The sequence below is a fragment of the Mucilaginibacter ginkgonis genome (assembly GCF_009754905.2).
In the GTDB taxonomy this organism is placed as follows: Bacteria; Bacteroidota; Bacteroidia; order Sphingobacteriales; family Sphingobacteriaceae; genus Mucilaginibacter; species Mucilaginibacter ginkgonis.
The window spans coordinates 1,963,371-1,975,038 of record NZ_CP066775.1 but is presented as its reverse complement, the minus strand read 5'-3'; the positions used below and the strand labels follow the sequence as shown (position 1 = coordinate 1,975,038).

The window sequence follows — 11,668 nt, the reverse complement described above, 5'->3', positions numbered from 1 at the left end:
GCAATGAAATAATGGATAGCTATGCCTACAGAAAAAGAAAAAATGCTTGCCGGGGAGCCGTACTTGGCTTTCGACCCGGAATTATTGGCGGACCGTACCAAGGCCAAGCAACTGCTGCACAGGCTTAACGTTACTGAATACGTTTTTAATGATAACACCAAAGCGATAGTTAAAGAGCTTATCCCGAACTCCGGCGAGGGTTTGTATATAGAGCCGCCGTTCCATTGCGATTATGGCTACAATGTTACCTGCGGCGATAACGTTTACTTCAATGTAAACTGCGTGGTGCTCGATGTGATGGAAGTGAAGATCGGCAGCAACGTTTTCTTTGCGCCTGCTGTGCAGGTTTATACAGCAACACATCCGTTAGATGCTGTCGAGCGCCGGTCGACCGAATTCGCGAAGCCTATTACCATTGGAGACGATTGCTGGATCGGCGGCGGCAGTATCATTTGCCCGGGCGTTATCATAGGCAACCGCTGTGTCATTGGCGCTGGTTCTGTAGTTACCAAAGATATCCCGGACGATTCGCTGGCAGTAGGTAACCCGGCGAGGGTGATCAGGAAATTGTCTTGAACTAGAATTCAGTCCCGATAGCTATCGCGATTTAGAATAAGCAGAATTAGGTGCTATAACTTTGGGAGTTTCTTAAGATCCTCGGGGGTATCGATGGCGTAGGTTTCCAGTTCCGTCTCTGCTACTTTTATAAAAAAGCCGTTTTCTATCCAACGCAATTGCTCCAAGCTTTCGGCTTTTTCCAGAGGGGATACCGGCAATTTGGTAATCTGCTTCAGAATGTCGGCACGGTATCCATAAACACCAATATGCTTAAAATACGTATAGTGTTTTAGCCAGTCCTTTTGCTCAACACCTCTGATATGCGGTAGTGGCGAACGTGAGAAATATATCGCCTCAGCAAAATGGTTGATCAATACCTTTGGGTGGTTAACGTTGACCAATTCTTCGGCGTTTGCTACCTTTTTTATGAGCGTAGCTATCTGCGTTTCTGGGTCAAGGAAACAGGCCGCAACTTTGGTCAGCTGTTCCGGATCTATAAAAGGTTCATCACCCTGAATGTTGATCACCACATCGTAATCGGGGTAACTTTCTGCAACCTCGGCACAACGGTCGGTACCGCTCTGGTGTTCAGCAGAGGTCATAACCGCTTTGCCGCCAAAATCTGTTACATGAGAGAAAATACGGTCGTCATCCGTAGCGACCACCACTTCACCAAATGAGATGCACTTTTTAGCCTGCTCATACACCCTTTGAATCATGCTTTTTCCGCCAATATTCACCAGCGGTTTGCCCGGGAACCGGGTAGACGCATAACGGGCCGGAATGACGCCGAGGATTTGACCTCTCCCAACCCCCTCCGAAGGAGAGGGCTTTTCACCTTGTAAAGGAATAACTTTCATCACTTATTTTAGAATCCTCTCCTTTGGAGAGGGCAGGGTGAGGTATTAAAACAACCCATTTATTTCGCGCTCGACTAACTGAACAATAGTTGCCAGGTCTTCGGTATTATTGGCAAAGTCAAGGTTTTCCATATCTATCACCAATAGCTTGCCTAAGTTATAATTGGTTATCCACTTCTGGTATTTTTCGTTCAGCTTAGACAAATAATCTAAACGGATACCGATCTCGTACTCCCGCCCGCGGCGTTGAATATTATTTACTAGTTTTGGTACAGATGCCTTCAAATAGATCAGCAGGTCAGGTGGTTTTATGAACGACGTTATATTGTCAAAAATGTTGTTGTAGTTCTCAAAATCGCGCGTGGTCATCAGGCCCATATCGTGCAGGTTCTCAGCAAAAATGTAGGCATCCTCATAGATGGTACGGTCTTGCACCACATCGCGGGTACCGTTTTGTATCTCAACTATCTGGCGAAAGCGGCTGTTCAGGAAATAGATCTGCAGGTTAAAACTCCAGCGTTTCATGTCGCTGTAAAAGTCCTCCAGGTAGGGGTTATTATCAACCGCCTCATACAAGGGGTCCCAGTTATAATTCTTAGCTAACAGCTCTGTAAGTGTAGTTTTTCCGGCTCCAATATTGCCAACAATAGCGATGTGCATCTGATAAAGTTAATGGTTATCGAGACACTAAGTTATTGGTTGTCGTAAATAATTGAAACGGAATTGGATATTTTGTTAAGATTTAGCTAATAAAATTAACTAATTAATTGGAGATGAGTGCGATAAGAATAATAATTATGGCGTTACCCTGCTGCGCTTGGGTCGGGCTATACACTACAAGTCCTTGTCCCGATTGCTATCGGGACTGCGGGCTTTTCGTTGCTATCCCTAACGCAAGCTCCCTCTCTTTCGAAGAGGGTTGTGGAGAGGCCCTTATAACCAAATAACTAAACTAAAACGCCCTGAACCCTATGATCTCGCGAACTTCCTTGATTGTTTTTTGTGCACTTTCACGCGCTTTTATTGCACCATGGCGGGCAACCTGGCGTAAGAAAGATGCGTCGTTGGCAAAATGGTCTATCTTTTCGCGTATAGGGGCGGTGGCAATGATCATGTCTTCTGCCAGTTGCTTTTTCAAGTCGCCGTAACGGATCTGGCATTTGTTATACAGCTCGTCGAAATGCGCGTACGTGTCTGCGGTAGACACTACTTTCATCAGGTCGAACAGGTTTTGTATCTCGTCGGGCTTGGTTTGGTTCTCTACTGTAGGGCCGCTGTCGGTAACCGCCTTCATAACTTTTTTGCGGATCACCTCAGGCGAGTCTGACAAGTACACTGCATTACCTTCACCTTCAGATTTGCCCATTTTGCCCTTGCCATCCAAGCCCGGAATCTTTACCAGGTTCTGGGTAAAATTAAAGGCATACGGCTCGGGGAATAGATCGCTATTGTACAGCCTGTTAAAACGGTTGCCAAAGGTGCGCGCCATTTCCAGGTGTTGTTCCTGGTCTTTACCCACAGGCACTTTGGTGGCTTTGTGTATCAATATATCAGCCGCCATTAGTACGGGGTAGGTCAGCAGGCCGGCGTTTACGTTGTCTGGGTTTGCGCGTACTTTATCTTTAAAAGATGTAGAACGTTCCAATTCGCCCATATAGGCATTCATATTCAGGTATAGGTACAGCTCGGCAATCTCAGGAACATCACTTTGAATATAAAGCGTAGTGCGCTCTGGGTCCAGGCCGGCTGCAAGATATTCTACCAAAACTTGTTTAACACCTCCATGCAAATTCCCGGGAGTTGGGTGTGTGGTTAGCGAGTGCCAGTCGGCAATAAAGAAAAAACAGTTGTACTCATACTGCATTTTTACGAAGTTTTGGATAGCCCCGTAATAATTGCCCAAGTGTAAATTCCCGGTAGACCGGATGCCGCTAACAACAGTTTCCATACGGCTGCGAAAGTAAGGATTTTTTATATTTTTGGTGCGGATGAAAACGACATTGCGGAAGGTGCACACGTATTGGTATATTGGTATGGTCGCGCTTTTCTTCTGTTTACTTTACCCGTTTTTGTACTTCTTTTCGCGCAAGCCGTCGCGGTATAAATACATGAATGTGGTGCGTAAGGTCACCGCGTTTTTAAGCTCATCGGCATCGGGGATATTTTATAAAGTAAGATATGAGAAGCCTATCGACTGGAGCGGCACTTACATCATTTGTCCTAACCATACCTCATCGCTGGACGCATCATGCTTAAGCCTGCTCATGAAGAACAACTACTGCTTTATGGGTAAGGAAGAATTGCTGGATAACTTTGTGCTTACGCTTTATTTTAAAACGATAGACATTACCGTTAACCGCGATAGCAAAATGTCATCCTTCCGGGCATTTAAAAAGGCCGGCGAGCGAATAGCCGAAGGCATGAGCCTGATCATCTTTCCCGAAGGTAAGATCCCCGACGATTACCCGCCATCTGTACACGAATTTAAGAACGGGCCATTTAGACTGGCAATTGATTACCAGATACCTATTATCCCTATCACCTCGGTAAATACCTGGCAAATAATGTGGGATACCGGTCTGGAAAAAGGGAGCAGGCCCGGCATTTGTGATATATTTGTACACGAACCTGTTGATACCAAAGGCTTGACAGCCGATGATGCCGACGCGTTAAAGGAAAAAGTGTACGGCATTATGAGCCAAAAGTTTGCAGCACAATGAAGGTAACAGAAGAAACCGTTGATAAGATAGCACACCTTGCCCGTCTAGAGGTTAGCGCCGAAGAAAAGCAGGACCTTATGAACGATATGAGCCGCATACTGAGCTTTATGGATAAGCTGAACGAGGTAGACACTTCTGCTGTTGAACCGCTTGTTTATATGACCGAAGGCGGCAACGTATTTCGTGAAGATGTGCTCAAGCAGGAAATTACACACCAAGAAGCTTTACAAAACGCGCCGCAGAAAGATGGTACATACTTCATGGTGCCCAAAGTGTTGGTCAAAAAGGCGCATGGCGACAAGGCCTAATCCTCAAAATTGCTGACGCATTTATGGGGTGTAACATGTTACACTTTCTCACTAAATACTGACTTATTAGTATCTGACAAGATTTTGTCAGTGTGATAAATGGCTGTAAATCAACCATGCACTATCATGTCAGTGTAACACATTTTACCGATTTTCAGTGAAAAGTGTTTCATTCTGTTTCGCGATGTGACAATGGCAAATAAATGTCAGTAGTGCTGTCTGCTGAAGATTTAACCCTAATCAACAATGTATCCCTCGAAGTTTTACTGAATAAAAACCAAAACATATTAGGATTTAACCGTTGTAAGGAGAAACAATCCTGTTATGTCCACCGCGAACAGTTCGACAAAATCTTCCAGAATATTTATGATCGGATTGTTTGTAGTGATCATTGCTGTGATCGTGATCTGGATAAGGCATAACCGTAATACCACAACGGGCTATGATGGTAAAGGTAACCGTGTGATAGTAAAGCCCAACGGAGCGGAAAAGAAAAACAATACGGGTAAATAGAATTGCTCTTTAAGATAGCCTACAAATTGATCGAAAAACAAAAAAGCCGGCGTTAATGCCGGCTTCATCTATAATACCTTTCAGTATTACTTATGCATTTTCTGCATTTTGCGCAGGTTTTCATGCAGCTGTTCACGGACATAATGCAGTTGCTGCCTCACAGCTTCAATCTGTTTTTTGACAGCGTCAACAGGTAATTCTTTATTATTGTTGAAGTCCATATCAAAGCATAAGCAAAAGGCGTGCTAAAAAATATTGCTTTTGAGCTTTCAGTGGCAGAATCTGTAAATCACCGACAAATCTTGGTCTCCTTTACTTTATGTAAGTATGTAAGAATGTTACTGTCTTTGGCCGTCAAAGAAAGTAACCAAAGAACTTAGCGAAGCGATCTCATGAAATAAACTCGCGGCTGCACCCTGCGCTACAATGTTTCTGTAAGTTTCAAAGCCAGTGATTGCCGCACAGACTGATGCCGCATTTTTCGGTGCCGCCAATTCAGTGCCAACAGTTTTATTTTTTAACGATAGCGCACTGCTTCAATGATGAGTTGCAGCTCCTATTTTGTAGCCCTCATTACTCAACCCCAACCCTTCTGCAAAGGAGAGGGGCTCTCATCTCTTTCGAAGCAAATTCAAATGTGTATTAGCGCCCTCTTTTGGAGACGTCCCGATAACTATCGGCGGGGTGGGGTCATAATTTTAAAAAAGCCAAGCCAGCTCTACTCATACGGCTGCATTGTGCCGCAGCTGCAAACACAGTTAGGGTCGCTCACACCAAGTTTTCCTAAGAAGTATTGATAAAAACCAATGCGGTCTTTCATGTTGTATACATCTTCTCCGTGGTTACATTCTACGCCGCCGTTAACAATGTTTATCACCATTCCAAAACCCGGTTTGCGGCCTTTAGAAGTATCGTAAGCGCTTGGTTTCCATTTGCCGCTCATCACATCATGCGCCGATGGTTTGTGTGTTTGGGGTGTAAGCCAAAAATAGATGGCTGTCTTAAACGCAACCACAGGGTCGGTTTCAACAAGCGCCGGGTTATTTAACAAAACCTTCTCATCGCCGAAAATACAGTCAGACGCGTAGCCGTAATTGCCGTTGTAGCTTATCTGCATTGGCCCGCGGCCGTAATATTTTTGGCCGGCAACAGGCGGGTAGTCATCGCTTTCGCCTATGTAGGCGAGCGAGGTGTTATTCTCATCTATTAGCATCAACCCGTCGTTGTAAGCACCGTTTTGGCCATGTCGCGTTTCGTGGGCTATCTGCGCAAAAAAGGCAGCCAGTTCGCGTTTGTTGGTCGTCGCGTCGCCGGTAGTGCAGAAATCACCGTAGTTTATGGTATACGTACTATCTGGTTTAGCCTTAGCCCAGGCTTCGTTCCAATCGGCATCCTGACGTACTATCGCCGTTTTACCTGCCGACCTGTCTGTCCGTACCAATTGATAAACAGAAACGGCCCTGCGCGTAACCTTTACGCTGATGTTGGCCAACTGATCTGCCGCCTTTATAAATGCAGCGTAGGTGTAAAACTTGTCGCGCAGCGGGAACAACTCGTTAAATTGTTTCTCGGATATAAGCGTAGAAAAAGACGACCTTTTCTTTTGGGTTGCCGCTTTGTGCTGCTCCTGGCTGGCATTGCCGCAGCTTATGTTCGTCATTACCAGCAGCCCGGCCAGCAAGAACGTATTGATCCTGATTTTCTTTAAGAATGTCATTACAAAAACTTATAAAGCGTAGAACAAATTAACGGCTAATAGTTTAACGGTAAATATTTATTCACATCGTAAATTAGCTGTTTTAAAATGTAGTAATTGCATTCGACATGAAAATCTACACCAAAACCGGCGATAAGGGCTATACCTCTTTAATAGGCGGAGCGCGGGTGCCAAAGTATCATTTGCGCATAGATAGTTACGGGACCGTTGACGAACTTAACTCTTACATTGGTCTAATTCGCGACCAGGCAGATGTAGCTATGTACGATAAGGAATTGCTGAAGCAGATACAAGACCGGCTGTTTACCATCGGCGCGTCATTGGCGGCCGACCCCGAAAAATCTAAGATGGTGATACCGGATATTAAGGAAGATGATATAGAGATACTGGAAAAAGAAATGGATGCCATCAATGAGGTAGTACCACCGTTAAGGCACTTCATACTTCCGGGTGGCAACACCACTATATCTTTCTGCCATGTAGCACGCTGTGTTTGCCGCCGCGCCGAACGGTTAACTGTACAACTTGCCGAAGAAAGCACGGTGGAAGATAAGGTGATCATTTACCTTAACCGCCTGAGCGATTACCTGTTTATCCTTGCGCGTAAACTGGCGAACGATTTAAAAATACCTGAAAATCAATGGATTGCGCGTGTTTAAAAATTGTGAAAAATAATTTGATAATCAGCCACGAATTGTTATACTTTTGCGAAAAGCTAAAAACGTCAAAATAGACTATATAAATTTAAACAGATGTACTGGACACTTGAACTAGCATCGCATCTTGAAGATGCGCCATGGCCCGCCACTAAAGATGAATTAATAGATTACGCCATCCGTTCGGGCGCACCTGTAGAAGTTATTGAAAACCTACAGGCGCTTGAAGATGACGGCGAGCCGTATGAGAATATCGAAGAAATATGGCCTGATTATCCTACAAAAGACGATTTCTTCTTTAACGAAGACGAGTACTAAACTCGCTCATTTATAAGGAAAACCTCGCCGTGGCGAGGTTTTTTTATTTTGCGACAACCTTTTGGAATGGTTTTGGTTATATAGGGACAACATTAACTTTAAAACTTTAACAATGAGAAGCTTACTTTACATAATTGCTGTAATCCTTGTAATTGGCTGGGCGCTGGGCGCGTTTGTTTACCACCTTGGCGATATTATTTACATTTTGCTGGTAATAGCCGTTATTTCGCTGTTATTGGGCATTATCAGAAGAGCATAACAATCATTTACATTCAACTATAAAAACAATCAAATCATGAGAGGTCTTTTGTATTTAATCGCGGTAGTATTGGTAATACTATGGGTTGTAGGTTTCGTATTTAACGGTTTAGGCTCATTTGGCAGCGGCGGTATCATCCACGTATTGTTAGTGATCGCTATCATCGCCCTTATTTTAGGCGTTATACGCAGAGCATAAGCAAATCCGTTTATAAGGATATAAAAGCTGCTTCGGGTTACCGGGGCAGCTTTTTTTGTATGGTTTCTGCCAGGGCGATATCTTCGGGGTAGGTGATCTTTAGATTCGTGTAGCTGCCTTCAATCAGAGTAATGGTTTCTCCAAGCGACTCTACCACACTCGCGTCATCTGTAAAGCCATCATGATAAGGTTGTTCATAAGCGGCCTTTAACAAATTGTACCTGAAGGTTTGAGGAGTTTGCACCAGGTAGATCTCGTCCCTTCGCAAGTTTTTTGAAACACCGTTGTGCATTTGCCTTATGCTATCGCGGCTTTGTACAGCAGCGACAGCAGCGCCGGTTTGAGCAGCCACTTTATAGGCCTCGTCTATTACAGCTACAGGTGTCAATGGCCTCACTGCATCCTGAATAGCCACCAGTGCATCACTATCTGTTATGAGTTGAAGCGCATTCTTAACCGAATGAAAGCGTGTTTCGCCACCCGCGACAATCTCATGCGTCAAATCGAAATTATACTCATCACACAGATCCTTCCAATATCCGTGAAACTGTCGCGGCAAGGCCAGTATGATCTTTGGCCGAAAAGTGCTTTGCGCGAACGCCTGTATAGTATGCATCATTACCGGCAAGCCATTGAGCAATAGAAACTGCTTCGGCACATCAGATCTCATGCGCGAGCCGCTACCCCCGGCAACAATGATAGCGTAGTATGAGATTTGAGATGTGAGATTTGAGATGTGAGATGTCAATTGGTAATTAATATTATGCAATTTGTCATTGCGAGCGAAGCGCGGCAATCCTGGCATTAAATCATGGTAAATATCCTATAAGATTGCTAAGTGACTCGCAATGACAAACTAAGGTAAAACAAAAAAGCCGCTCAACGTGAACGGCTTTTTAATTTTGAATTTTACCTTTTGAATTGCTTAGATGATCAGCATAGCGTCACCATAGCTATAGAAGCGGTATTTCTCTTTAACAGCTACTTCGTAAGCGTTCATCACGTTTTCGTAACCACCAAACGCGGCGATCATCATTAATAACGTTGATTCCGGTGTGTGGAAGTTAGTGATCATAGAGTTAGCGATGCTAAACTCGTACGGCGGAAAAATGAATTTGCTGGTCCAGTCATTAGTTGCCTTAAGCATGTGGTTTGCAGACACGGCCGACTCGATGGTACGCATAGATGTAGTACCTACGGCGCAAACGCGGCGCTTATTTTCGATAGCGCGATTTACAATGCGAGCTTGTTTCTCTTCTATAATTATCTGCTCAGAGTCCATTTTATGCTTGGTAAGGTCTTCAACCTCAACCTGGCGGAAGGTACCCAAACCTACGTGCAGCGTAACTTCTGCAAATTCTACACCTTTCAATTCCAGGCGTTTCATCAGCTCGCGGCTAAAGTGTAAGCCGGCAGTAGGGGCAGCCACGGCACCTTCGTTTTTAGCAAAGATGGTTTGGTAGCGTTCTTTGTCTTCTTCGGTAGCTTTACGTTTTATGTATTTTGGAAGCGGTGTTTCGCCCAGGATCTCGATATTACGGCGGAACTCCTCGTCTGTACCGTCAAACAAGAAACGGATAGTGCGGCCACGCGATGTGGTATTGTCAACAACCTCGGCAACCAACAGATCGTCATCACCAAAATATAATTTGTTACCCACACGTATTTTACGGGCAGGATCAACCAAAACATCCCAAAGGCGAAGTTCTTTATTTAATTCGCGCAGCAAGAACACCTCGATAGTGGCACCTGTTTTCTCTTTATTGCCGTACATGCGGGCAGGGAAAACTTTGGTGTTATTAAGGATCATCACATCCTTATCATCAAAATAATCCAGAACGTCTTTAAATATTTTGTGTTCAATCTGGCCCGAATCGCGGTGCAAAACCATTAATCTTGATTCGTCGCGTTTTTCTGACGGCGAATGTGCGATCAATGACTCAGGCAAATTGAATTTAAATTGGGATAACTTCATTTTTACGATGGTAAATTAGGGCGCAAAAATACAAATAATTCGCTAATATTAAACGCTTTTGCCGCCTGTTGGTTTACAAAGATTTGAAGTGGTTTTTTGGTAGTTATTGTTGTAGAAACCATAAAACTTAAAGCCTCCTTTATAGTTTATTTTCCATTTGTTTACATGTTGCTTTTGCTTGTTAACAGTTAGCTTTTTAAGCCTAAAATCCACAGATTTAACTACATTTGCCTACCAATAAACTAAACGTATATGTCTGATACTGCACAGCTCAAAATTGGCGACAATACCATTGACCTGCCCGTAATTGAAGGAACAGAACAAGAAAAGGCGGTTGATATTTCAAAATTGCGCGACCAGAGCGGCTATGTAACCCTTGATATAGGTTACAAAAATACAGGGGCTACCAAAAGCGCCATCACTTTCTTAGACGGTGAAAAAGGGATCTTGAAATACCGTGGCTACCCGATAGAGCAACTGGCATCACAATCTACTTTCATCGAAGTGGCCTATCTGCTGATCTATGGCGAACTGCCTTCTACAGAACAACTGAATGATTTTCAGTTTCAGATAAGCCGCCACACTTTGGTGCATGAGGATATGAAAAAGTTTTTTGACGGCTTCCCGTCAAAGTCGCACCCGATGGGTCAGCTTTCTTCATTGATCGGCGCGTTGGCCGCCTTTAACCCAGATTCGCTTAAACAGGGGCAAACTAAGGATGAGATCAACCTGGAGATCATAAAGCTTATTGCTAAGATGAGCACGCTTGTTTCATGGATCTATAAGAAATCTTTAGGCCACCCGGTAATTTACCCGCAGAACAAATACGACTATGTAACCAATTTCCTGCACATGACTTTCGGTCAGCGGACAGAGGATGTGAAGATTGAGCCGGTTGTGGTTGATGCCATGAATACCTTGTTGATCCTCCACGCCGACCACGAGCAAAACTGCTCTACTTCAACCGTGCGCATAGTGGGCTCGTCAGACGCTAATCTTTATGCCTCTATTTCGGCAGGTATTTCTGCATTGTGGGGGCCGCTGCATGGCGGTGCTAACCAGGCGGTGATAGAGATGCTGGAAAAGATCAAAGCCGATGGTGGTGATACAGATAAATGGATCGCCAAGGCAAAAGACAAGAACGATCCGTTCCGCATGATGGGCTTTGGTCACCGCGTGTACAAGAATTTCGACCCGCGTGCCAAGATCATCAAAAAAGCTTGTGACGATATATTAGACAAGCTGGGTATCAACGATGAGGTATTAGAAATTGCCAAGCGCCTGGAAGAAGCTGCCTTACAAGACCCTTATTTTGTTGAGCGTAAGTTATACCCGAATGTAGATTTTTACTCGGGTATCATTTACCGTGCTTTAGGTTTCCCTACAGACATGTTCACCGTGTTATTCGCGCTTGGCCGTTTGCCGGGCTGGATAGCGCAGTGGAAAGAAATGAAAGAAAACAAAGAACCTATCGGCCGCCCGCGCCAGATCTATGTTGGTGCTACCGACAGGGATTATGTCGATATCGGCAAAAGATAAACCACTTTTTGAAAACCCGTTTTAAACGGGTTTTTTTGTATCCGAGA

The 11,668-nt window shown here is 44.3% G+C and carries 16 protein-coding genes; 9 read left to right on the top strand and 7 right to left on the bottom strand.

Features of this window, described 5'->3' with window-relative positions:
* The first annotated feature begins 21 nt into the window (after window positions 1-21).
* Window positions 22-576: a sugar O-acetyltransferase gene (locus GO620_RS09165; protein WP_157525950.1), complete on the top strand. Its 555-nt coding sequence runs from the start codon at window positions 22-24 to the stop codon at window positions 574-576.
* A 53-nt stretch (window positions 577-629) separates the two neighbouring features.
* Here GO620_RS09165 and kdsB read toward each other — a convergent pair whose 3' ends face one another.
* The 3 genes from kdsB to trpS all read right to left on the bottom strand — a co-directional run bounded on the left by kdsB (window position 630) and on the right by trpS (window position 3,366).
* Complete coding sequence (kdsB, locus tag GO620_RS09160; protein WP_157525948.1) at window positions 630-1,418, bottom strand: 3-deoxy-manno-octulosonate cytidylyltransferase; 789 nt, start codon at window positions 1,416-1,418, stop codon at window positions 630-632.
* Between the two features lie 45 nt (window positions 1,419-1,463).
* Complete coding sequence (locus GO620_RS09155) at window positions 1,464-2,078, bottom strand: deoxynucleoside kinase (RefSeq protein ID WP_157525946.1); 615 nt, start codon at window positions 2,076-2,078, stop codon at window positions 1,464-1,466.
* A gap of 292 nt (window positions 2,079-2,370) precedes the next feature.
* On the bottom strand, window positions 2,371-3,366 hold the full coding sequence (gene trpS / locus GO620_RS09150) for a tryptophan--tRNA ligase (RefSeq protein ID WP_157525944.1): 996 nt from the start codon (window positions 3,364-3,366) through the stop codon (window positions 2,371-2,373).
* Between the two features lie 40 nt (window positions 3,367-3,406).
* On the opposite strand from trpS, the gene GO620_RS09145 reads away from it, so the two are divergent.
* From GO620_RS09145 to GO620_RS09135, 3 genes are all read left to right on the top strand, one after another.
* Window positions 3,407-4,138 (top strand): lysophospholipid acyltransferase family protein, encoded by a 732-nt coding sequence (locus tag GO620_RS09145; protein WP_157525943.1) that lies wholly within the window; start codon window positions 3,407-3,409, stop codon window positions 4,136-4,138.
* Window positions 4,135-4,446 carry an Asp-tRNA(Asn)/Glu-tRNA(Gln) amidotransferase subunit GatC gene (gene gatC, locus GO620_RS09140; RefSeq protein WP_157525942.1) on the top strand — a complete coding sequence of 104 codons (312 nt, stop codon included), beginning with the start codon at window positions 4,135-4,137 and terminating at the stop codon, window positions 4,444-4,446. Before GO620_RS09145 ends, gatC begins: the two co-directional genes overlap by 4 nt.
* A 366-nt stretch (window positions 4,447-4,812) precedes the next feature.
* A complete protein-coding gene (locus GO620_RS09135; protein WP_157525941.1) occupies window positions 4,813-4,959 on the top strand; it encodes a hypothetical protein in 147 nt (48 codons plus the stop codon).
* An 86-nt stretch (window positions 4,960-5,045) separates the two neighbouring features.
* Here GO620_RS09135 and GO620_RS17320 read toward each other — a convergent pair whose 3' ends face one another.
* Window positions 5,046-5,180, bottom strand: coding sequence for a hypothetical protein (locus GO620_RS17320; RefSeq protein ID WP_262895004.1), 135 nt, complete (start codon window positions 5,178-5,180; stop codon window positions 5,046-5,048).
* 497 nt (window positions 5,181-5,677) lie between these two features.
* Complete coding sequence (locus tag GO620_RS09130) at window positions 5,678-6,676, bottom strand: chitinase (protein ID WP_157525940.1); 999 nt, start codon at window positions 6,674-6,676, stop codon at window positions 5,678-5,680.
* Between the two features lie 107 nt (window positions 6,677-6,783).
* On the opposite strand from GO620_RS09130, the gene GO620_RS09125 reads away from it, so the two are divergent.
* The 4 genes from GO620_RS09125 to GO620_RS09110 all read left to right on the top strand — a co-directional run bounded on the left by GO620_RS09125 (window position 6,784) and on the right by GO620_RS09110 (window position 8,107).
* On the top strand, window positions 6,784-7,335 hold the full coding sequence (locus GO620_RS09125) for a cob(I)yrinic acid a,c-diamide adenosyltransferase (protein WP_157525939.1): 552 nt from the start codon (window positions 6,784-6,786) through the stop codon (window positions 7,333-7,335).
* 93 nt (window positions 7,336-7,428) lie between these two features.
* Entirely contained in the window at window positions 7,429-7,650 is a 222-nt protein-coding gene (locus tag GO620_RS09120) for a DUF2795 domain-containing protein (protein WP_002996718.1), read from the top strand.
* A gap of 112 nt (window positions 7,651-7,762) precedes the next feature.
* On the top strand, window positions 7,763-7,909 hold the full coding sequence (locus GO620_RS09115) for a lmo0937 family membrane protein (RefSeq protein ID WP_157525938.1): 147 nt from the start codon (window positions 7,763-7,765) through the stop codon (window positions 7,907-7,909).
* 36 nt (window positions 7,910-7,945) lie between these two features.
* Window positions 7,946-8,107 (top strand): lmo0937 family membrane protein, encoded by a 162-nt coding sequence (locus GO620_RS09110; protein WP_157525936.1) that lies wholly within the window; start codon window positions 7,946-7,948, stop codon window positions 8,105-8,107.
* Window positions 8,108-8,144: 37 nt separating this feature from the next.
* Here the strand turns inward: GO620_RS09110 and GO620_RS09105 are convergent, their stop codons facing one another.
* A complete protein-coding gene (locus GO620_RS09105) occupies window positions 8,145-8,855 on the bottom strand; it encodes a 2-C-methyl-D-erythritol 4-phosphate cytidylyltransferase (RefSeq protein ID WP_244139390.1) in 711 nt (236 codons plus the stop codon).
* A gap of 177 nt (window positions 8,856-9,032) precedes the next feature.
* Window positions 9,033-10,082, bottom strand: coding sequence for a tRNA preQ1(34) S-adenosylmethionine ribosyltransferase-isomerase QueA (gene queA / locus GO620_RS09100; RefSeq protein ID WP_157525932.1), 1,050 nt, complete (start codon window positions 10,080-10,082; stop codon window positions 9,033-9,035).
* 252 nt (window positions 10,083-10,334) lie between these two features.
* On the opposite strand from queA, the gene GO620_RS09095 reads away from it, so the two are divergent.
* Entirely contained in the window at window positions 10,335-11,621 is a 1,287-nt protein-coding gene (locus GO620_RS09095) for a citrate synthase (protein WP_157525930.1), read from the top strand.
* Window positions 11,622-11,668: the final 47 nt, after the last annotated feature.

Coding starts and splice junctions, on each gene's coding strand:
- GO620_RS09120 (WP_002996718.1), top strand. CDS start 7,429: ATGTACTGGACACTTGAACTAGCATCGCATCTTGAAGATGCGCCATGG.
- queA (WP_157525932.1), bottom strand. CDS start 10,082: ATGAAGTTATCCCAATTTAAATTCAATTTGCCTGAGTCATTGATCGCA.
- GO620_RS09135 (WP_157525941.1), top strand. CDS start 4,813: ATGATCGGATTGTTTGTAGTGATCATTGCTGTGATCGTGATCTGGATA.
- GO620_RS09125 (WP_157525939.1), top strand. CDS start 6,784: ATGAAAATCTACACCAAAACCGGCGATAAGGGCTATACCTCTTTAATA.
- GO620_RS09130 (WP_157525940.1), bottom strand. CDS start 6,676: ATGACATTCTTAAAGAAAATCAGGATCAATACGTTCTTGCTGGCCGGG.
- GO620_RS09095 (WP_157525930.1), top strand. CDS start 10,335: ATGTCTGATACTGCACAGCTCAAAATTGGCGACAATACCATTGACCTG.
- GO620_RS09155 (WP_157525946.1), bottom strand. CDS start 2,078: ATGCACATCGCTATTGTTGGCAATATTGGAGCCGGAAAAACTACACTT.
- trpS (WP_157525944.1), bottom strand. CDS start 3,366: ATGGAAACTGTTGTTAGCGGCATCCGGTCTACCGGGAATTTACACTTG.
- gatC (WP_157525942.1), top strand. CDS start 4,135: ATGAAGGTAACAGAAGAAACCGTTGATAAGATAGCACACCTTGCCCGT.
- GO620_RS09165 (WP_157525950.1), top strand. CDS start 22: ATGCCTACAGAAAAAGAAAAAATGCTTGCCGGGGAGCCGTACTTGGCT.
- GO620_RS09145 (WP_157525943.1), top strand. CDS start 3,407: ATGAAAACGACATTGCGGAAGGTGCACACGTATTGGTATATTGGTATG.
- GO620_RS09110 (WP_157525936.1), top strand. CDS start 7,946: ATGAGAGGTCTTTTGTATTTAATCGCGGTAGTATTGGTAATACTATGG.
- GO620_RS17320 (WP_262895004.1), bottom strand. CDS start 5,180: ATGGACTTCAACAATAATAAAGAATTACCTGTTGACGCTGTCAAAAAA.
- kdsB (WP_157525948.1), bottom strand. CDS start 1,418: ATGAAAGTTATTCCTTTACAAGGTGAAAAGCCCTCTCCTTCGGAGGGG.
- GO620_RS09115 (WP_157525938.1), top strand. CDS start 7,763: ATGAGAAGCTTACTTTACATAATTGCTGTAATCCTTGTAATTGGCTGG.